This window comes from Nostoc sp. DedQUE05, assembly GCF_034530955.1.
GTDB lineage: Bacteria > Cyanobacteriota > Cyanobacteriia > Cyanobacteriales > Nostocaceae > Nostoc.
In genome coordinates this window covers 97,536-118,367 of sequence record NZ_JAVRCB010000012.1, presented here as the reverse complement: position 1 = coordinate 118,367, position 20,832 = coordinate 97,536, and the positions used below count along the sequence as shown (strand labels likewise).

Genomic DNA, 20,832 nt, shown 5'->3' with positions numbered 1-20,832 from the left:
CAATTACCCCCCTTAATCCCCCCTTGTAAAGGGGGGAAACAGGAAAATCTAGTTCCCTCCCCAATACATACGGGGAGGGTTAGGGTGGGGTAAAACCTTGGGTTTTTCAGCTATTTCAGATTTGTGTATACACCGTAGCCTTTAGGAGGGCACAGCCATAGGTTGTGCCCTCTACATCTTTTGGAAATATGACGCGATCGCAGCTGTATCCGTAAGTTGTACAAAACCAATTTGACCAACAGTAACATTCAGGTAATTGAGATGCGAAGTTGGAATGATTACTTTATGTCAATTAAAAACCGCTATATAACCTGTCGCATAATGATGAAGTGAAATACTGATAGTTGGCTACAGTTCAACTATCAGCTTCTGTAATCACAAGAGAATGGCTCAGAACGATACCGTTAAAAATATTATCTAAAAATTCATATTATTTCAGTACAAAATAGTCAATTATTTTTTGGGCGAAATTTACCGAAAAAATCGATGCAAAGCGCATCATTGACGACAAAGGCAGTCAAACCTGATTTACTTAAATGTCAATCAGAGAAAAAAAGCTGTAACAAACTCTACTAAATTGTGGATAAAAATCCGTTAACTTTATAAAACTGATCAATGTAATTCAGGCTACATAAAAATGCGCCTAGAGCAGTTGCAAGCCTTTCTAGCGATCGCCCAAACCGGCAGCTTTCAACAAGCAGCGCGAACATCTGGTGTTACCCAATCGACGATTAGTCGCCAAATCCAAGCATTAGAAGCAGATTTGGGGATAGAACTGTTTCACAGAAGCACTCATGCCAAACTGACACTAGGAGGCGAACGTTTGTTACCCCGCGTTCGTAAAATTTGTCAAGAGTGGCAGACTGCTACAGAAGAATTAGCCGATTTAATCGCTGGAAAGCAACCAGAGCTTTGCATTGCCGTGATTCACTCTCTCTGTGGATCTTACTTACCACCAGTGTTGCAAAAATTTTGTCATGATTATCCAGATGTGCAATTGCGGGTGACTTCATTGGGAAGCGATCGCGCCCTGAAAGTTCTCAAAGATGGATTGGTAGATTTAGCAATTGTGATGAATAATCGTTTTTTAACCACCAGTAGAGAAATGGTGGTAGAAGTACTTTATGATGAACCTATAGAACTTTTAACCGCAGCCAATCATCCCCTGGCACAATATGAATGCGTCCCTTGGTCGGAGCTAATTCGTTATCCCCAAGTGGTTTTTAAAGATGGTTATGGGATGCAACGCTTAATACAAGATAAATTTGAGCGGATGGAAGCCACACTCCAATCGGCTTTAGAGGTAAATACCCTAGATGCCTTCCGGGGAATTGTGCGCCAAGGGAAATTGATAGCTTTGCTACCTCAATCAGCATTACTGGAAGCACATCTTGACCCTACCCTGGCGATTCGTTCTTTAGCCAGTAATAATACTAATGGTTTAGCAGATGGTTCCAGTTTGACTCGACGGGTAGTTATGGTGACAACTCAAGATCGTCTGCAAATTCCTCCCATTAAACATTTTTGGCAACTCGTGCAAGAAAATATCCCACTGCAAATTAACCAGCAGCGATCGCCTTCGTCAACTGCGATTTTATTGGACAACGTAAGTTAATTAAAGCAACGCGATCGCAATTTTAAAAATTCCAGCGAAAAAAATAATCTATCGTAGGGCGCACAGCTAGCTGTGCGCCCCTAATTCAGTTTAATAAGCATCCATTGGCAGACAAGAACAAACAAAATTGCGATCGCCAAAGGCTGCATCAATGCGACCGACAGCTGGCCAGAATTTATATTCGCGTGTCCAAGGCGCAGGGTAAGCAGCTTGTTCGCGGGAATAAGGATGATGCCATTCTCCGGTGATGAGACTTTCGGCAGTGTGGGGTGCGTTCTTCAAAAGATTATCTTGGATATCCACCTTGCCAACTTCTATTTCAGCAATTTCTTGGCGAATAGAAATCAAGGCATCACAGAAACGATCCAACTCTTGCTTAGATTCACTTTCTGTAGGTTCCACCATGATTGTACCCCCTACAGGCCAGGAGACAGTCGGCGCATGGAAACCGTAATCGATCAGACGCTTGGCAACATCATCGATTTCGATCGCAGCCGATTTTTTGAGCGATCGTAAATCTAAAATACATTCATGGGCAACTAGACCATTTTTCCCCTGATACAAAACCGGATAGTATGACTCTAGTTTCTTGGCAATGTAGTTAGCGTTGAGAATCGCTACTTTAGTTGCTTGGGTTAAACCATCTGTACCCATCATGGCGATGTACATCCAAGAAATCACCAAGATACTCGCACTACCCCAAGGCGCAGCCGCCACAGCACCAATATGCTGGGTACTGGGGATTGGGGATTGGGGATTGGGAATTTCTTCCTTCCTAGTTCCCAGTCCCCAGTCCCCAGTCCCGACTACAGGATGTCCGGGTAGAAAAGGCACAAGATGAGATGCAACACCAATGGGCCCCATACCAGGGCCACCGCCACCATGAGGAATACAGAAGGTTTTGTGCAGATTCAAGTGACAGACATCCGCGCCAATATCTCCAGGACGGCAAATTCCCACCTGGGCGTTCATATTTGCCCCATCCATATAAACCTGTCCACCATAACTATGGACAACAGCGCAGATTTCCTGAATTGGCTCCTCAAAGACACCGTGAGTTGAGGGATATGTCACCATTAAGGCGGCTAATTCATTGCTGTGTTTTTCTGCTTTCGCCTTCAAGTCAGCAACATCAATATTACCTTGGGAGTCACAGGCAACCGCCACTACCTTCATCCCGCACATCACCGCACTCGCTGGATTTGTCCCATGTGCAGAAGTGGGAATTAAACAAACATTGCGATGTGCTTCGCCCCGATTTTCATGATATTGACGAATTACTAAAAGTCCAGCATATTCGCCCTGAGAACCAGCATTTGGTTGTAAAGAAATTCCCGCAAACCCGGTAATTTCAGCTAACCATGCCTCAAGTTGCTGGAATAGGATTTGATAACCTTGCGTTTGCGACGCTGGGGCAAATGGATGAATCTTGCCAAATTCCTCCCAACTTACCGGAATCATCTCAGCAGTTGCATTCAACTTCATTGTGCAAGAACCCAAGGGAATCATCGATGTCGTTAGCGATAAGTCCTTGCTTTCTAATTTGTGCAGATAACGCAACAACTCCGTTTCTGAGTGATAACGGTTAAAAACTGGGTGGGTGAGATAGGTGCTGGTACGGGCAAGCCTTGAGTTTTGTAGAGGTGATTTGCGCTGTGCTGCAATTAAGTCTCCAATTTCTTTAAAACCGAGAAATAGACTATCAGGCGCTGCAAAAATCTCCAAAATCTCTACCAAATCATCTACTGTAGTTGTTTCATCTAGAGAAATACCAACAGCAGTGTCATCAAAAATCCGCAAGTTAATATTCCGTGCTTGACAAGCTTCAAGAATTACTTCCAGACTGCGTGTTCCCAACTCCACGCGCAATGTATCAAAGAAATTTTCAGAACTAATTTTGTAACCTAGATGCTTTAGTCCTGCTGCCAACATTAAAGTTAGCTGATGGATATTCTCAGCAATTTGCTTCAGTCCAGTAGGGCCATGATAGACCGCGTACATACTTGCCATTACCGCCAGTAGCACCTGTGCAGTACAGATATTACTAGTAGCTTTTTCGCGGCGGATGTGCTGTTCGCGGGTTTGCAAAGCGAGACGTAATGCAGGCTTACCTTGGGCATCTTTTGAGACTCCCACAATTCGCCCTGGAACTAGCCGCTTATACTCTTCCTTCGTAGCAAAATATGCCGCATGAGGCCCCCCAAACCCCAAAGGAATACCGAATCTCTGAGTGCTTCCGACAGCAATATCAGCGCCAAACTCCCCAGGAGGGGTAAGTAAAGTTAAACTTAAAGGATCTGCTGCTACCGTCACCAATGCACCCTTAGCATGGGCTTTTTCGATAAAAGCGCGGTAGTCGTAAATAGTGCCATCACTTGCAGGGTATTGCAGAACAGCCCCAAAAATTGGTCGATCGAAATCAAATGCTTGATGATCGCCAACAATAATCTTAATCCCCAATGGTTTAGCACGTGTTTGCAACACGTCGATAGTTTGGGGATGGCAATCACGAGAGACAAAATAGGCATCTGCCTGATTTTTAGAGACACCATAGCTTAGGCTCATTGCTTCAGCTGCGGCTGTGGCTTCATCGAGTAACGAAGCATTGGCAATTTCCAAACCTGTGAGGTCAATAATCAGGGTTTGAAAATTCAGCAGCGCTTCTAGTCGCCCTTGAGCAATTTCTGGCTGATAAGGAGTGTAGGCAGTATACCAACCAGGGTTTTCTAGGATATTACGCCCAATCACAGGTGGGGTAATACTGTCGTAATAGCCCATACCAATGTATGAACGGAAAACCTGATTTTTGGCAGCAACTTTTTTTAACGATGCCAGTGCTGCATACTCGCTTTCTGCTGCTGGTAACTTTAGCGGTTGCTTCAGCCGAATTCCCTGTGGAACTGTTTGGTCGATTAGGGCATCCAGGCTGGGAAACCCCAAAACCTTAAGCATTTGCTGAATATCATCGGAGTTAGGGCCAATGTGTCTTGGCACAAAACTACTGAAATTTTGACTTTTTTCGTCCAGCACTTGCTGCTCATGAGACTTGAGAATAGGGGCGTTCAATACCACAAATTACTCTCCAGATGGTACTATTTCATATTTTGCAATAAATACTCTTAAACTGGGGGCTGGGGACTGGGAATTCGGAAGATATTGGATAGGTGAATAAGAGTAATTATTAATTAGCTTCTCCACTCACCTACTCCCTTACTCTTCCATTCAGCAATCAGCACGGGCTAAACCCTAGCTATCCGCTAACAGCACTTTTACTCCCCTTCTACTTGGGCGCGATACTCATCTGCTGTCAAGGCATCTTCAACTTCGCCAGGGTCATTGACGCGCACTTTCAAAAACCACCCTTCCCCGTAGGGGTCTTCTGACACTTCTTCGGGAGAACTAATTAAGGCTTCATTGCGTTCTATAACTGTGCCTGTTACTGGTGAATTAAGTTCCTCAACGGCTTTCACTGATTCAATTGTGCCAAAGTTTTCTCCCCTAGTAAGAGCATCGCCAATTTCTGGTAGTTCCAAAAAGACGATATCACCCAATTCATGTACGGCAAACTCAGTAATGCCAATGGTGGCAATTTCACCATCTATTCGCACGTATTCATGAGAATCCAGGTATCTGAAATCTTGAGGATATTCAAAAGACATATCACTTCCTCTCCCTTATTAAAAAAATTATTGCCCCAATAGTTATCCAAGCCATATTTGGTAATGAACCTGACTGTAGATTGAATAACTCACAACACATTATTCCTCAAAAACCTCAGCGCTTATCAGTTGGCAACACGATTTTTTGACCGATAAAAGGGACGTTTAACTACAACTGCTGGATAAACTTTGCCGCGAATTTCGATTTCTAGCTGCTGACCAACAGTTGCTAGCTGGGTGGGAACGTAGCCTAATGCAACAGGATAACCAAGTGTAGGTGACAGGGTGCCACTAGTAACTTCTCCCACAACTTTACCTGTGGATAACACTTGATAGCCATGACGGGCAATGTTGCGTCCTTGGGTTTGCAAACCTACCAATCGGCGATGCACTCCCTTGGCTTTTTGCTCTGCTAAAACTTCCCGACCAATAAAATCGCCTTTGGTATCTAAATGAACTAGCCACCCCAAACCTGCTTCTAAGGGTGTGGTGATGTCATCGATATCTTGTCCGTAAAGTGCCATCGCTGCTTCTAGGCGCAGAGTGTCTCTCGCACCGAGTCCACAGGGGATAACACCACTTTTATGGAGAGTTTGCCACAATTCTACTCCCACATCCGGGTCTAACATCACCTCAAAGCCATCTTCTCCGGTATAACCCGTGCGGGCTAGGAAGGCAGGTTTACCTAGTAGGGTTGCTTCTAAATGTCCAAAGGCTTTGATTGGTTGTAAGTCTTCTTGAACTAATGGCTGAAGATATTTAATCGCTTTTGGCCCTTGGACGGCAATTAACACTTTATCTGGTGAAAGGTCTTGGAATTGTAATTTATCCAGGTCAAGGTGTTGGAATAGCCATGCTTTATCTTTAGCAGAAGTTGCCGCATTGACTATGATGAATGCCTTTTGTGTACCACTGGTGTCTTCACCTTGATAATAAACAATGATGTCGTCAATAATTCCCGCTTGGGGATTTAACAATACGGTGTATTGTGCTTGACCAGCTTGCAAACGACTCAAGTCGGAAGGTACTAGTGGCTGGAGTTGGGAAATCAGGTTTTTACCTTGGAGGGTAAATTTGCCCATGTGGGAAATATCGAACATTCCGGCTGTATTTCTTACAGCCTCGTGTTCGCGGCTAATTCCACTAAATTGCACAGGCATTTCCCAGCCGCCAAAGCTGGTAAGGCGTGCTTTGAGTTCTACACCCAATTGATATAAAGGAGTTCGCGCCAGAAATTGGGCGTTGTCTTCTTGATTAGCCACAGTTAATTATTGCGTAGATGCGGAGCAACTTGCCGTTAGGCATCGCACCTCAACATCTATCATCCTACGAGAGATTAGGGAAGAGGTGACAGGGGACAGGGGACAGGTGATAGGGAATAATCTCTACCCTGTAACCTATTCCCTTCTTCATTCCCTTGTCCCCTTCTGTAAGGTTTAATAGTTAATGGTGGAAATGTTGAGATTTATTAAGAAGAGATTATGAAATATTGGCAACTGCTAGCTAGCTTTGTCTTAGCTATGGTTCTTTTTTTGTTTCCCCTATCGGCGCAAGCTGCAAGTTCTTCCAGTATTACCCGTTCTGTGGGGAATGATGAACTCAAGGCCAAGGATTACTCTGGCCAAAGTTTGATTGGTACTGAGTTTACCAATCTCAAATTAGAGAATGCTAACTTTAGCAATGCTGACTTACGTGGTGGCGTATTTAACGGTAGCGTATTAGAGGGAGTAAATCTGCATGGTGCTGATTTTAGTGAAGGCATAGCCTATCTAACAAGGTTTAAGGATGCTGATTTAAGTGATGCACTGTTGACCGATGCAATGATGCTGCGTTCTACTTTTGATGGCGTGGATATCACAGGTACTGATTTTACGAATGCAATTTTAGATGGAATACAAGTGAAAAAGCTTTGTGTTAACGCAAGTGGTGTGAATTCTAAAACTGGTGTGGAAACTCGCAAGTCTTTAGGATGTAAGTAAATCCTAACCCCTCTTCGCTAATGGAGAGGGATATATTTTTTTAACGAATTACAAATTACGAATTACGAATTACGAATTACGAATTATGCACAGCGATCGCTAATGATATGCTTCTCTTAAAAAGCTGGCATAATTTGCCCGAACCGTCATAGTTGTCGGATGACTTATACCTAAAGTCCGTTCGCAAATTTTCAAAGCTTTCTCAAATAAGGGTTTGGCTTTCCTGTAGCGTCTTGTATGACGGTAGAGCGCTGCTAGATTGTTCAGGCTAATGGCGACATCGGGATGGTTATTTCCCAACAAGCGTTTACTCAGTTCTAAAGCTTGCTCATACAAAGGTTCGGCTTGTTTGTAACTTCCTGTAGATTCGTAAAGTTGTGCTAAATTGTTCAGGCTGGTGGCAACATCGGGATGTGCTTCTCCCAGCAGGCGTTTTCTCAGTTTTAATGCTTGCTTGAACAAGGGTTCGGCTTCACTGTAGCGTCTTGTATAGCAGTACAATGCTCCTAAATTGTTCAGACTCGTGGCAACATGGGGATGTTCTTCTCCCACTAGGCGTTTCCACAGTTCTAAAGCTTGCTGATACAAAGGTTCGGCTTCGCTATAGCGTCCTGTATATTCGTAGATTAATGCCAAATAGCTCAGGCTTGTGGCGACATCGGTATGTTCTTCTCCTAACAGACGTTTTCTCAGTGCTAAAGCTTGCTCAAGCAAGGGTTCGGCTTCTCTGTAGCGTCCTGTAGTTTCGTAAAGTACTGCTAAATTGTTCAGACTAGTGGCGACATCGATATGTTCTAAACCAAGACGATTTTGAGTTAGTTCTACACACCGTTGCAACCAAAGTTCTGCTTGCTGATAGAGTGCTTGACTTTGATAAAACCAGGCTAATTTGCTAAACAGAGTGATTAGATTTTTATCACCCAGATATTCGGATAGGTGAGTTGCAACTTCTTTAATATGCAGGATATGTGGAGTGAAGTTGAGAATATCTTCAGGGTTGAGCTGTTGCGGAATTAGCTTTGCTACCTCTAACATCATGGTTGCAAATTTAGTTTTTGCTTCATCCGCCTCACTTGACTTATCCAACTTCATTCGGAAAAGTTGTCGAATCTGTGGATTTAGAAGATAAATTCCTTTATTTTTTTGTTGTAATAAATGTAATTCTAGTAAATCGGCTATGGCTTTCTCGTTGAGTTGTTGTTTTTTGTCATTTTCTATTGTCTCAACAGATAGAGGAATGTCAGCTAAAGCACACAAACTCAGCAAACAGCCGAAGCTTTGGGCATTTTCATCCAACTGTTCCCAACTCAATTCAAAAGCTTCAACTATACCGTATTCATCAGGCATTAATGAGTTAGCGTTAGCTATTGCTTTGTGTTCCACTCGTTTCTTCTCTAGCCGCTTTAGCAGTGTTTCCAGAGACAAATCTGGCATTTTATCCAAATATCGTCCCACTAACTCTAACGCTAAAGGTAAATATCCCAAAAATTTACAAATTCTTCTCGCAACCCAAGCTTCTTGTTGCAGTCGTTCCGGAACCACTAGCGATTTGAATAATTTCATCGCCGCCAATGGTTTGAGGACAGCCAATTCGCTATTATTATATTTTGCGCTCAGGTAAGATTGTAACTTTTCTAGTTTGTCTTGATTGTTGAAAGTCGCTAACTCAGGATTATTCTGAGCAAACTTGTTATATACCTCACCCACCCACTTTGTGAAAGCGGCAATATCAACGTTTAATTCGCTGGCAAGTTTAGCTTTAGTTTTACCTAAATTTTCTGTCTGAAAATATTTTGTAAAAGCTGCCATTTGCTCCAGAGATAAGCCATTCGTAGCAGCTTCTTTTGCTATAAAATTAGCCCATTGCATAAACAGCTTGTAAAATTTATTTTTATTGTAGCTTTGTCTCCATTAGGAAATCTTCTATCTTTGGGATAAAAGTACCATTTGTATAAAAATATTTAAATTTAGTGGCTACGTATTTTGTTATTTAATATGAGAATCAAATCGCAGAGTCGCAGAGGGCAAGAAGGAAGAGAGAAAAGGAAGCAAAAGCTATTTGAAGTTACAATTGATAGCGATCGCTATTCTCCTGTTTGTTGCTTGAGTAAATTGACCAAAGTATCGGATAACCTCAAACCAGCGTCACACCAAGCTTGAATTCCAGGAGATATTGCTTGGGATTAGTCCACGTCTTTTCGCTAATATCAGCAAGCCTCCGGTTCCGATAGTATTAATACCTAAAGCTTGACCACAACGCCATGTTGCTCTATCGTCAACAATAGCGGCACAGTCGGAATTTTTTAGTGCCAAACTCAATACTTGTGATTCTCCCTTTCCCAAATCCAAGCTGCTACAACAGGCGCAATAGCATTAAAATCTACTTGGTAGCGCAATAAGGTATTAATAAATTCAGCACGACGAGTTAACCCAGCAATTTCTGCTGGGCTAACTTGTGAAATGTCACCTAATTCATACCATTTAACTGCTGCGGCAATTCGTATTTCTTGGATAAATTCTTTTGGATTTTTACAAAATGCTGAAAATACTGTTTTCTACTCGAAGCGATGCGAACATTTAACTCAACCTACAAATATTTTTAACTGAATCGGATTGCAAATTAAGGGATAATTGGTAATTGGTTTTCCAAAAGAATTAATTTCAGAAGTTAGACCGTATCTAGCGGTATATAGCAGTTCCAGTGAGTACTAGAGTTTGATATGACTGTAATTGTCCAAATAGGGGAGTACGAATAAATCCTGATGTTCTTTGAGTCGTTAAAATGGCTTCAGTTTGGACAGGAGTTTCTCGTGTTCCGATCGCTAGGTTGATAATTGGTAAGAGTAAGCTCAGTTTAACTATATTTCCTCCTAAATCAGGGTTTAGTGGTTTGCTAATAATTATCGTCAGTAGCGTACCGATATCAGTAGCTAATGTCTGAATTTGATCGCCACTAAAATGCTCAGAAATTTTTTGAGTTTTGTAATCAAGCTGTGGAACTCCATTGATAATTGAATACTTGATGTTAGTATCTTTACCTTCAAGTTCAAATTCATTTGGTCGTTGCACAACAATTGCTTGTGCTGGCTTGGTGGATTTGGCGATCGCAAAAGATAATAGTGATGTCGTGGTTAAGCCAGTCACAAAAGTGAGAGCAGTTTTAAGAACTTGACGACGGGGAAATTTTGAGGATATGTCTTTAAGGTTCATAATCGTAATTTAAACCATTGATAAAGAAATATTTCTCTTTCTAGAAAGAGATTAAGATTGCGCTATCCGATATAGAGCGCGACAGCGCTAATATGATTCTAGATTATTCAGTTAGCAAGGTAGCTAAACTATAGGCTTACACCATCGGTACTACCCGACTCGATTCTCGCTAGCACATCGTTGAGCGACACATTGAACTTGACCACTCCTAAATCTGAATTTTATTTAAAGTTGATGTGACAAAGTATTAGGATGAGAAGTTACCATGAAAAATCATGTTAATTCTCACAACTTAGACCGATGATTAAGCAATTGTCTAAAAAATCTTGCCAGTAATCTTCTGTGTACTGTTCTATTGCTTGCTTTGGAATTTCTATAGGATGCCATGAAAACTTCTTAAACCCAGCTTCTGTTACAGCCCATTCATAAATAGATTGACTCCACCCAAAGTATTTAATCATAAATGGTGGATTTGTGTGAAGTTCAGTTTCAGAATAAAAGCCTTCTGACAAAGGTTCTTGTTTGAGTACCGTAAGTCCATACTTTGTTGAATTTGATTTCTTCCAAGAGAAATTCGGATTAACCGTCATGGCAACAAAACGCCCGTTTGACGCTAGATTTTTGCGAATATTAGAAAGCATCTGTAGTAGATACTCTTTGTTTTCTGCATAATTAAGAAGATAAACCGCAGTAACTAAATCAAAACTGCCAATTTTGTGGAGTTTGGCAATATCTAACACTTGATATTCATTTCCAAGTGGATTTTTCATCTCTTGCTGGCGTGCAACGTTTACCATTTCCTCTGATATGTCTACACCAACAACTTTTGCAGCTCCTTGTTCTTTTAACAATCTGCTATAAAAGCCAGTACCGCAGGCTAAGTCTAAAATGGTTTTTCCTTGAAAATTACCAAGAATTTTAAATAGTGTAAATTTTTCGGCGATCGGCAATGTGCCTACAGTTTTAAACTGCTCGTAAACACCGCCAATAGTATCATATAGCTCAGTCATTTGATCCTCAACCAATAGGAAATTAGAATAATTATCTCATTCTCCCTATTTGATGCTGGGGTGCTATGCATTAGTCACATCTTTCTTAACAAAAAAGTGAAATGCTAGAAATTAAAATACCAGTTGTTCATTTTTAACTCTCCAGCTAAATAAAAATAAATTTCTGATGACAATATTAAGTGGTGTTGCAGTTCGTAAGCGATCGCACTTGAGCCTTTGAATCTCAAAGTTGCACCTTTGAACTCAAAATGGCTATACAATGTCTACGACGGGCTACACCTACGCACTATTATTGACTGTACTATTTGGTGTGTAGAAGGCGATCGCTGCTAAAATTTGAACTACAACTGTTGTGTGACATCAATTTGGTGTGATTTTGTGAAAGGGTGCGATCGCTAGCGAGATGCTTTTCTTAAAAATCTTGCATAATTTCCCCGAACTGCCATTGTATCGGGATGACCTACACCTAAAGTCTGCTCACAAATTGCCAAAGCTTGCTTAAAGAGGGATTTGGCTTCGCTATAGCGTCTTGTAGAACCGTAGAGTGTTGCGAGATTGTTCAGGCTGGTTGCAACATCGGGATGGTTGTCTCCTAGTAAGCGTTTTTTCAGTTCCAAAGCTTGCTCAAATAAGGGTTCAGCTTCCCTGTAGCGTCCTGTAGATTCGTAGAGTAATGCGAGATTGTTCAGGCTAGTGGCGACATCGGGATGGTTGTCTCCTAGTAAGCGTTTGCTCAGTTCCAAAGCTTGCTCAAATAAGGGTTCAGCTTCCCTGTAGTGTCCTGTAGATTCGTAGAGTAATGCGAGATTGTTCAGGCTAGTAGCGACATCGGGATGGTTGTCTCCCAGTAAACGTTTTCTCAGTTCCAAAGCTTGCTCAAATAAGGGTTTAGCTTCCCTGTAGCGTCCTGTAGATTCGTAGAGTAATGCGAGATAATTCAAACTAGTGGCGACATCAGGATGGTTGTCTCCCAATAAGCATTTGCTCAGTTCCAAAGCTTGCACATGCAGGGGTTCAGCTACGCTGTAGCGTCCTGTAGAACGGTAGAGTGCTGCAAGATTGTTCAGGCTAGTGGCAACATTGGGATGGTTGTCTCCCAATAAGCATTTGCTCAGTTCCAAAGCTTGCTCATACAAAGGTTCGGCTTTGCTGTAGCGTCCTGTATATTGGTAGAGTGCTGCCAGATTGTTCAAGCTAGCGGCGACAGTAGGATGGTTGTCTCCCAGTAAGCGTTTTGTCAGTGCCAAAACTTTCTCATACAAAGGTTCGGCTTCACTGTAGCGTCCTGTATATTGGTAGAGTGCTGCGAGATTGTTCAAGCTAGCGGCGACATAGGGATGTTCTAAACCAAGACGATTATCAGTTACCTCTACACATAGTTTGTACCAAGGTTCTGCTTGCTGATAAAGTCCTTGACCTTCATAAAACCAGCCTAAGTGTGTGAACGGTTTGATTAAATCCTCGTCGCTGAGATATTCGGATAAGTGGGTTGCAACTTCTGCAAGGTGAGGGATATGTGGAGTGAGGTTGAAAATATCTTCACGGATAGGCTGTTGAGGAATTTGCTTTGCGACCTCTACCATCTGCGCTGTAAAGTTTGTTTTTACCTTATCCGCCTCACTTGACTCATCCAACTTCATCTGGAAAAATTGCCGAATCAGTGGATGTAGACGATAAATTCCTTTATCCTGCCATTGTATTAAATGCAGTTTCCGCAAATCAGCTATAGCTTTCTCCCAAAGTTCTTGTTCATCGTCATCTTTTATCCACTCAACAGAAAAAGGAATATCAGCTAAGGCATACAAACTCAGCCAACAGCCTAAGCGTTGTCCATTCTCATCTAACTGTTCCCAACTCAATGCAAAAGCTTCAGCGACACCGTATTCATAACGCATTAATGGGTTAGCTTTGGCGACTGCTTCGTGTTCCAGTCGCTTTTTCTCTAGCCGCTTCAGCAGTGTTTCCAGAGACAAATCTGGCATCATATCCAGATATCGCCCCACTAACTCTAACGCCAAAGGCAAATATCCCAAGAATTTACAAATTTTTCTCGCAACCCAAGGTTCGCTTTTAAGGCGTTCTCTGTCAACCAGCGATTTTAATAATTTCATCGCCGCCAATGGTTTGAGAACACCCAAAGGTAATTGCGGCAAAGTTCTATCAAACCCTAAGCGGGTTGTCAGCAATGCTTTAAACCGGGGTGATTCTGGAGGTAGATAAGGCTGAACCTGTTTTTTATAGTCGGTGACATCATCAAACACCAACAGCACTTCACCTTTTTCCCAATTCTGCCAGCAGTATCTCAGCCTATCCGCTAATTCCCAGTCATCTGGTGCAATGAGTTTAAATTTTAATTCAGCAAATCTGAGAATTTGAATTCCGACATCAATTCCCTGTGCAGATAACCAGCAAACCCCACCTTGATAATTCTGCAAGCGCTGTTTGGCATATTGGGTAGCGAGTTCAGTTTTCCCGACTCCACCCATACCCGCCACAGCTACAATCGCAACTTGCCGAGATGTTTGTAATGAGGAGTGCAGTTCTTCTAGTTCCGTCTCACGTCCCACAAATTTTTCAAATGGAACAGCAGGCGGAATATTGTGATGAATTTCTTTAATTGTGGGGTGGGCATCTTGCCCGCCATTATATTTCTTTGTCAGGTAAGCCCGTAACTTTTCCAGCTTACCCCGGCTTTCAGAATTGGCTAACTCAGGATAACTCTGGGCAAACTTGTCATAAACCTCGGTCATCCGCTTTTTCAACGCAGCCGCACCAATGTTTAATTCGCTGGCAAGTTTCGCCTCACTCTTACCTGAGTTTTCAGTCTTCAACCGTTCTACAAAAGCTGCCGTTTGCTCTGGGGATAAGCTATTAGTAGCAGCTTCATTGGCTAGAAAATCAGCCCATTCCATAGACAGCTTGTGAGATTTCTTTTCGATTCTACTTAATTTCTACCTTCTCTCTACTTTGTCTCAATTTCTAGGGAATCTCCTCTTCTTCTGGCGGAAATACGATTTGCATAGAAACATTTAGAAGAGGTTCAGCCGTGAAAACTGCTTTAACAACTCCAGTCAACTCCAATCAAACCACTCAAACTTCGCAATTAATCCCCGCCTCGCCAACATCAGTAGAGAATCCATCTACCTGGATGCGAGACGGATACAGTCCCACTGAAATTATTCTGGCGCTGGCAATTTTAACTTCATTGTCGATTGGGGGAATTGCTTCTGTGATTGTGGCGATTACGGGTTTAGTTAAAACTTTAGTACGCCCGACAAGCGAAAAAACAAAGTAGGGGTACTGGCAAAGCCAAATTCTTCGCTTCGTTGCTATCCCGCCTCGGAATCAATTCCGAGGCTAATAGCCTAAGTCCGTTCAAACGGACTAAATTTTAGTTAATTTGAGTCAGTTTTAACTGACTTATGCTGTTAGCCTGCCATTTGAATCGCAGGTGGGCTGAAGGTATGGCCCGTAATTTGAGCCTTTGAGCCTTTTATCCTCGACGTTGAGCCTTTTATCCTCGACGTTGCACCTTTTATCCTCGACGTTGCACCTTTTATCCTCGACGTTGCACCTTTTATCCTCAATGTTGCACCTTTTATCCTCGACGTTGCACCTTTTATCCTCGAAGTTCCACCTTTTATCCTCGAAGTTGCACCTTTTATCCTCGAAGTTGCACCTTTTATCCTCGAAGTTGGGATTTGCTATTCAAAACAACCAGATAAATACTCCATCCTTCCTGCCTTCTGCCCCCTGCCTTCTGTCCCCTGTCTCCTAATACTAAGGTGATTGATTTAACACCCACTTCAACCACTGACTAAAGGAACTTATACTATTCAACCTTTGAACTCCAGGCGCACGAGCGGCGGCGAGTCCATCAACGGCGACTAATGCAGCGTATTGCAAGCCCAAGAAACTATCAACTGCGGCATAAGGGCCACCTAAAGTAATCGCTCCCGCAGCATACATTTGACCTCGATCGCTACGCATTTCTACTAATTCAAAATTGTTCGCTACAGTCAATCGCCCCAGATGATTTACTGGAAGATTATAATGTTTCACCAAATCTGCCAAGAGGGGATTGGCATCTACTTTGGCATCCAGTCCAGTAGCATCAACAATAAAATCAGCGAACAATTTCTTTTCCCCAAAGCTTTGCTCTCGGATACGGGTAATAGTCCGGTTTTGGGCATCTCGTTCTACATCCAAAACCTCACCGAAGGTAATTTGATACCAGCCTTCGCTTAACCCTTGAGCAGTAATTTGCTGCCAATCTCGGCGGTCGGCGGTAGTAGTTCCACCCCAGTCTGCTAGTAAACGCTTGCGTTCATCGGGAGTGGCTTTTTCTAACATTGCCCGGAGTTCGCCGCCCCAACAGGCTTTCGGCCAGTTAAAGGGTTGAAATTCGTAATGATTTTTGACTAAGCGCTGGGTATTTTGAAATTTGTTACCTTGGGGTTTAGGCGATCGCATTAAATGCAAAACTGCAATATTCCGATTTCGCTTTCTGGCTTCATAAATTCGCTGCACAATCCGCGAAGCCACAATTCCCCGCCCCCGAATCAATACTGTACCACCATGTTGCTCTAGTTGTTCATAAACGCGATCGTGAGCTTCATAAGCATTGACGACAGATGTAAAATCTTGATATTTTTCCCTATAAGCTTGCAAATCTGGGAGAAACTGAATTGCTGGATATCCAGTAGCTAAATGTAAATAACGACTAACTAAAAAAGCATAATTTCCCGGGCCGCGAGAATAGGCTACGCAATATCTGCCATCATCAGTTTTGCGAATTACCCTAACTCGCCCATAGCGATAAATTTGATTCCAGCCTATGCGCTTCGTCTCCCTATCTATGGAATCAAAGACGTTACCCGCACGAGGAGTATAAGTTTCTGCAAATGTTGGTTCAGCAAACACTTGCCATAAATACTTGAATGCTGACTTGATCTCTCCCTTAGCTAAGTCTCCCCAAGCTTCACGCAAGGCATAACTAGGCCAACCCCAAATATTATCGGGACAAGAATCAGAATTAGAACGCAGTCTTTCATATAAAGGAATTTGCGAATTCAGACAGAGGCGTTTGTAACGGGCATAAGGTTCTGCCTCTAATCCTAAAGCTACAATTTTGTCAGCACGCACACCACTAATTCGCAGCAAATCAGCCCAAACGAAGCTACCCAATCCCGCCCCGATCGCTAGATAATCAGATTCATCTACTGGTAATCCTGTAGCATGAAGTGCTTGCACAGAGACTTTTTGTGCCTGAAACGCCAATGGCGGGAAATTACTTGCCACGGGCGTTAGCGGCTGTACAGGTAAGCTGGGGTCTGGGCGATTGGTATTTGCGTTGAAGTGAATCGTTGAAGGGGGGCTAGTATCTGGTGCAGAGGCGCTAGCACCAAATGTCACTGCAATCAGATAGGGGCCAATTTGCAACGTATCGCCATTAACTAGAACACTACGCGTTTGTGGTTGACCGTTGACATAGACACCGTTAACGCTACCTTGGTCAATCACTACTAAATGGTCTTGTTCCCAGTCAATTAAGGCATGGTAGCGAGAAACTTCGTTACTGTTAAGCAGCATCCGAGAAACCCGCATTCCTCTATGTTCAGCAGGTAAGCGAGCAAATTCTCGACCAAAAGCGATCGGTACATTTAACAGTGGTTCTCGCCGTTCGCCCGTCGCTGGTTCTTCCCAACTTAATTGGATTTGTAGGTCATTTGTCATTTGTCATTTGTCATTGGTCATTTGTCATTGGTCATTGGTAATTTGTCATTTGTCATTTGTCATTGGTCATTTGTCATTTGTCATTTGTCATTTGTCATTGGTCATTAAGTCAAGAGTTAGAAATTCTTCCCCTGCCCCCTGCTCCCCTGCTCAACTTCCTCTGCTCAACTACCCCGTGCTACCAACACACTCACAGCCGCAGCTAAAGATGTCCCACACCAATGACAGCCAATTTGTAGATTCTCTGCTGGGGAAACTTTATGACATTTGGGGCATTCTAAGCCATAAACTCCTGGCGGTGGTGCGGGGGGTGTTTGTGGGTGATGGTGATGTCCGAGATTTACTGCTGGATTGGGTGGGAGCAAAATTGTTGCTGGAATGCTACCCGTGGAAACACTTGTAACATTGAGTTTTATTTGTCCTAAAGTGATACTACTGCCTTCAGTTAATGGCATTTCACCTTGGACTAATTGCCGTCCATCGACAACGGGGGGATTTTGCGATCGCAAATTCCTGATATAAAAGCGCTGTTGCTGGTGATGAAAAAATATTTCAACGTGGAGTCCAGATACAGTAGGATGACTCAGAACAATATCGCACCGGAGGGGATCGCGACCGATGCGGACAGTACCAGGATTATGACTTGGCTGTTGTTCGTAAATGTTCTGAGTTTTATCTTGGCCTGCATCGTGCCAATGTAAAGTTAGTGCGTTCATTGTTCTAACTTCGTAAGTGGTATTTAGCTACTTCAACTTCTTTCTGTGCGATTCCTAACATGATTGAGTCGGTGGAAGCAAGCATTTAGAAGAAACTTCAACAAGCTTTATCTATTCGACGCTAATTTATCAGCAATGCGTGTAGTTTCTGGCAGTCGATATTTGGGCGTACAGCGCAATACATAGTCAATCGCAGTCGGTAAACTAATTCGATGACCACTGGAAATATACAGAGGTTTTACTCCTGTGCGCGATCGCAAAACTGCCCCAATGGTTTCACCGTTATATATTAGTGGTTGTGTGCTGCCTTTGGTTTGTGCCAATTCTTCATGCTTACCTATCAACCTCGACTTAGCTACACCAATTGTCGGCATATCTATAAGTAACCCTAAATGGCTAGCTATACCTAATCTGCGGGGATGAGCAATTCCTTGACCATCACACAGAATGATATCTGGTGTTGTGTTAATTTTCTCCAGGGCATCGAGTACGGCTGGAATTTCCCGAAATGAGAGGAACCCAGGAACATAAGGAAAGGTCGTAGGACGATGTGCTAGGCTTGTCTCGATTACTTGCAAATCAGGAAAACTCAGCACTGCAACAGCAGCACGGCTAATTGTTCCATCAGCTTCAAAACCCATATCTACACCAGCAACGTACTGAATAGGTTCTTGTAGTTGATCTTCAGTAATTACTTGATTTTGCAGCGTTTCTTGGATAACTATGGCTTCTTCTAGTGTCGAAGGCCAAACACGATCTCGGTAAAACTTCATATTGAAAATTGGAATTAACTGATTAATATTAATCCTGTTAATTTGGCAAGCACAAAAACAAGAGTTTTTGATGTTGATACAGGGAAAATATATTTTTGTAAAAGTCTGTGAATGACTATCTTTATACTAAATATTTTAGCCCAGGTTAGCTGATATCTTACATTACAGTGTTACTTAAGGCTGTCAAGAGGGAATCCTGAGAATATAAGTTTATTTTTCTAGATTTTCTCTTTTACTGGTTATGACACAGCCAAATATTCTAAAACTTGCAAAACAGGGAGATACAGAAGCGATCGCATCTCTGATGAACCGCCACTTATACCCCAAAGGGATCAACGCAAAAGTTGCTTTCCAAGATGCTTGCTTAGAGGTAACGCTAGAATCTGCCCAAGTACTAAATCAGCAAATTTTAGTTGCATTTATCCGCAAAGGGTTAACAGCTTTAGGGGCTGCATCTGTTGAAAGAGTCAAAATTTATGGACAACAAACAGGTAAGGAGTTTCCGACTTGGAGTAAAGAGTTTGATTTGGGCATGGTAGAAGCTGATTTAGAACCAGTAGATGATGAACACTCTTCTAGTAATCCTCAAAATCTAACTATTTATATTAACTTAAGTGGCGATACTGCGCAGGGATTAACAAACCAAGATTTTGAATTTATTGCTAATCAAATTAGTACTGATATTTTATCATCTTCTACTAACGTTTTTATTCAAAAAGTAAGTATTAGTAATGGTAGCTCTGTGATTACCAAGGAACGATAATATTTAATTTATCTCACGCATAGGTGCAGAGATAGAACCTAAAATACGAGGTTTTATAATAATTTTAATAAATTTATATGAATTTTAAATATAGGATTGGAAAAATTTTGAAAATGTTGCTTTTACCTGTAAATAGGGAATCCTGAGATGGAAGATATTATCTTAGATGTTTGAATTTAGTTATTGGTTATGAAACAGCCGAATACTCAGGAAGTTACTAAGCAAAAGCTTCAAACGTTTTACTGGCCTTTATGGTTTCCTTATCCTAGTTCTTGGTTCAAAGCATTGATTTTGACTCTATTTTTGAGAGTTATTATATTTATAGTTCAAAATACTGGAAAGCTAGGTTATGACATCGTATATTTCGTACGTAGCCCGGAATTATTTTTAATATTTACAATATTGTTAATTTTATCTCCAATTCCGATAATTTCTTTAACTCATCACTGCTTACACTTGCTCATTAGTCGATTTATTTCAGAAATTCAGGCACCGGAAATAGGTACAACACAGGGATTATTACCAGGATTAATGAGTTGGTGGGAAGGATTGTACGCTTGGCTTGTAATTGTAATTTCTACATTGATAGCAGCTTTGTTTTCTACGATACTTCTACCATTATTTAATCCTAACTACGACAGACAACTTGAATACTATACACAACTAGAAAATATCAATAATATCATCTTAATATTTGGGCTATTCTATATTTATGCTGGGGCATTGATTTATCAAATTGAATATTTGGTAAAATACCGAATAATATCTGCTTATCCTGGTAACAAAAAAGAAGATACCAGTAAATTAAATATTAATTTAGAGACAGAAAAAAGTACAGAAAAAGAACTCGATAAATTGCGTGGAGAAATGGGATTACACACAACAAAATCAAATATTTTATCGAACAATGGGCAAAATTTAATAATGGAGTCTCGACGGAAGGATCGTAATTTAAATAAAAAGTTTTTGTTCGTTTTTATAATATTTTCAATTTCTCTAGGAATATACTTTTCTTCAAAATTCGTAGAAATACTTCCCTTAACCTCTAAGATTCCAACACAAATACCATCAAAGCCTGTATTAGTTACACCCTCACCAGTGACTTCAGACTCGCCGATAGTGTTACTTGAAACTGATACATTTCGAGAGGCAGTAAATCAAGCAATTAATGCAGCTAAATTGACTCAATCAGCAAAATCTCCAGATGAGTGGAAGACAGTTGTGAGTCATTGGAAAGGTGCGATCGCACTTATGAAAAACGTGCCATCTTCTAGCCCCAATTATGTAGTAGCCCAGCAAAAAATCATAGAATATCAGAAAAATCTTAACTACGCTGATAAAAATGCGATCGCTGGCAAGTAGCGCGATCGC

15 protein-coding genes and 1 pseudogene are annotated in these 20,832 nt (G+C 41.8%); 5 read left to right on the top strand and 11 right to left on the bottom strand.

What is annotated here, in order from left to right; genetic code table 11:
• The first annotated feature begins 637 nt into the window (after nt 1–637).
• Complete coding sequence (locus RMZ42_RS11225) at nt 638–1,615, top strand: LysR family transcriptional regulator (RefSeq protein WP_322671503.1); 978 nt, start codon at nt 638–640, stop codon at nt 1,613–1,615.
• Nucleotides 1,616–1,705: 90 nt separating this feature from the next.
• On the opposite strand, the gene gcvP is transcribed toward RMZ42_RS11225, so the two are convergent.
• From gcvP to gcvT, 3 genes are all read right to left on the bottom strand, one after another.
• Nucleotides 1,706–4,687, bottom strand: coding sequence for an aminomethyl-transferring glycine dehydrogenase (gcvP, locus tag RMZ42_RS11220; RefSeq protein WP_322671502.1), 2,982 nt, complete (start codon nt 4,685–4,687; stop codon nt 1,706–1,708).
• A gap of 197 nt (nt 4,688–4,884) precedes the next feature.
• The gene (gcvH, locus tag RMZ42_RS11215; protein WP_289797706.1) at nt 4,885–5,274 is read right to left on the bottom strand and encodes a glycine cleavage system protein GcvH; all 390 of its coding nucleotides are present in this window, start codon (nt 5,272–5,274) and stop codon (nt 4,885–4,887) included.
• A 125-nt stretch (nt 5,275–5,399) separates the two neighbouring features.
• The gene (gene gcvT / locus RMZ42_RS11210; protein ID WP_322671501.1) at nt 5,400–6,536 is read right to left on the bottom strand and encodes a glycine cleavage system aminomethyltransferase GcvT; all 1,137 of its coding nucleotides are present in this window, start codon (nt 6,534–6,536) and stop codon (nt 5,400–5,402) included.
• Nucleotides 6,537–6,755: 219 nt separating this feature from the next.
• Between gcvT and RMZ42_RS11205 the strand changes: the two genes are divergently transcribed.
• Nucleotides 6,756–7,253, top strand: a complete 498-nt coding sequence (locus RMZ42_RS11205) for a pentapeptide repeat-containing protein (RefSeq protein WP_322671500.1) — start codon at nt 6,756–6,758, stop codon at nt 7,251–7,253.
• A 99-nt stretch (nt 7,254–7,352) separates the two neighbouring features.
• On the opposite strand, the gene RMZ42_RS11200 is transcribed toward RMZ42_RS11205, so the two are convergent.
• The 5 genes and pseudogenes from RMZ42_RS11200 to RMZ42_RS11180 form a co-directional block, all read right to left on the bottom strand.
• Entirely contained in the window at nt 7,353–9,122 is a 1,770-nt protein-coding gene (locus RMZ42_RS11200; protein ID WP_322671499.1) for a tetratricopeptide repeat protein, read from the bottom strand.
• Between the two features lie 446 nt (nt 9,123–9,568).
• Nucleotides 9,569–9,808: pseudogene (locus tag RMZ42_RS11195) on the bottom strand (UPF0175 family protein); the annotation flags it as partial.
• A 124-nt stretch (nt 9,809–9,932) separates the two neighbouring features.
• On the bottom strand, nt 9,933–10,463 hold the full coding sequence (locus RMZ42_RS11190) for a hypothetical protein (protein WP_322671498.1): 531 nt from the start codon (nt 10,461–10,463) through the stop codon (nt 9,933–9,935).
• A gap of 278 nt (nt 10,464–10,741) precedes the next feature.
• On the bottom strand, nt 10,742–11,473 hold the full coding sequence (locus RMZ42_RS11185; protein ID WP_322671497.1) for a class I SAM-dependent methyltransferase: 732 nt from the start codon (nt 11,471–11,473) through the stop codon (nt 10,742–10,744).
• 395 nt (nt 11,474–11,868) lie between these two features.
• Nucleotides 11,869–14,385: a tetratricopeptide repeat protein gene (locus RMZ42_RS11180; protein ID WP_322671496.1), complete on the bottom strand. Its 2,517-nt coding sequence runs from the start codon at nt 14,383–14,385 to the stop codon at nt 11,869–11,871.
• Nucleotides 14,386–14,519: 134 nt separating this feature from the next.
• Between RMZ42_RS11180 and RMZ42_RS11175 the strand changes: the two genes are divergently transcribed.
• Nucleotides 14,520–14,768: a hypothetical protein gene (locus tag RMZ42_RS11175; protein WP_322671495.1), complete on the top strand. Its 249-nt coding sequence runs from the start codon at nt 14,520–14,522 to the stop codon at nt 14,766–14,768.
• Between the two features lie 485 nt (nt 14,769–15,253).
• Here RMZ42_RS11175 and RMZ42_RS11170 read toward each other — a convergent pair whose 3' ends face one another.
• The 3 genes from RMZ42_RS11170 to nfi form a co-directional block, all read right to left on the bottom strand.
• Nucleotides 15,254–17,209 carry an FHA domain-containing protein gene (locus RMZ42_RS11170; protein WP_322671494.1) on the bottom strand — a complete coding sequence of 652 codons (1,956 nt, stop codon included), beginning with the start codon at nt 17,207–17,209 and terminating at the stop codon, nt 15,254–15,256.
• 164 nt (nt 17,210–17,373) lie between these two features.
• Complete coding sequence (locus RMZ42_RS11165) at nt 17,374–17,925, bottom strand: FHA domain-containing protein (protein WP_322671493.1); 552 nt, start codon at nt 17,923–17,925, stop codon at nt 17,374–17,376.
• A gap of 107 nt (nt 17,926–18,032) precedes the next feature.
• Nucleotides 18,033–18,698 (bottom strand): deoxyribonuclease V, encoded by a 666-nt coding sequence (gene nfi / locus RMZ42_RS11160; protein WP_322671492.1) that lies wholly within the window; start codon nt 18,696–18,698, stop codon nt 18,033–18,035.
• A 241-nt stretch (nt 18,699–18,939) separates the two neighbouring features.
• Between nfi and RMZ42_RS11155 the strand changes: the two genes are divergently transcribed.
• Together RMZ42_RS11155 and RMZ42_RS11150 are read left to right on the top strand one after the other, a co-directional pair.
• Complete coding sequence (locus RMZ42_RS11155; protein ID WP_322671491.1) at nt 18,940–19,461, top strand: hypothetical protein; 522 nt, start codon at nt 18,940–18,942, stop codon at nt 19,459–19,461.
• 189 nt (nt 19,462–19,650) lie between these two features.
• Complete coding sequence (locus tag RMZ42_RS11150; RefSeq protein ID WP_322671490.1) at nt 19,651–20,823, top strand: hypothetical protein; 1,173 nt, start codon at nt 19,651–19,653, stop codon at nt 20,821–20,823.
• Nucleotides 20,824–20,832: the final 9 nt, after the last annotated feature.

Bases quoted from the DNA above. Each gene is read 5' to 3' on its own strand.
- RMZ42_RS11225 (WP_322671503.1), top strand. From the start codon at position 638: ATGCGCCTAGAGCAGTTGCAAGCCTTTCTAGCGATCGCCCAAACCGGC.
- gcvH (WP_289797706.1), bottom strand. From the start codon at position 5,274: ATGTCTTTTGAATATCCTCAAGATTTCAGATACCTGGATTCTCATGAA.
- RMZ42_RS11205 (WP_322671500.1), top strand. From the start codon at position 6,756: ATGAAATATTGGCAACTGCTAGCTAGCTTTGTCTTAGCTATGGTTCTT.
- RMZ42_RS11200 (WP_322671499.1), bottom strand. From the start codon at position 9,122: ATGCAATGGGCTAATTTTATAGCAAAAGAAGCTGCTACGAATGGCTTA.
- RMZ42_RS11190 (WP_322671498.1), bottom strand. From the start codon at position 10,463: ATGAACCTTAAAGACATATCCTCAAAATTTCCCCGTCGTCAAGTTCTT.
- RMZ42_RS11185 (WP_322671497.1), bottom strand. From the start codon at position 11,473: ATGACTGAGCTATATGATACTATTGGCGGTGTTTACGAGCAGTTTAAA.
- RMZ42_RS11180 (WP_322671496.1), bottom strand. From the start codon at position 14,385: ATGGAATGGGCTGATTTTCTAGCCAATGAAGCTGCTACTAATAGCTTA.
- RMZ42_RS11170 (WP_322671494.1), bottom strand. From the start codon at position 17,209: ATGACAAATGACCTACAAATCCAATTAAGTTGGGAAGAACCAGCGACG.
- RMZ42_RS11165 (WP_322671493.1), bottom strand. From the start codon at position 17,925: ATGAACGCACTAACTTTACATTGGCACGATGCAGGCCAAGATAAAACT.
- nfi (WP_322671492.1), bottom strand. From the start codon at position 18,698: ATGAAGTTTTACCGAGATCGTGTTTGGCCTTCGACACTAGAAGAAGCC.
- RMZ42_RS11155 (WP_322671491.1), top strand. From the start codon at position 18,940: ATGACACAGCCAAATATTCTAAAACTTGCAAAACAGGGAGATACAGAA.
- RMZ42_RS11150 (WP_322671490.1), top strand. From the start codon at position 19,651: ATGAAACAGCCGAATACTCAGGAAGTTACTAAGCAAAAGCTTCAAACG.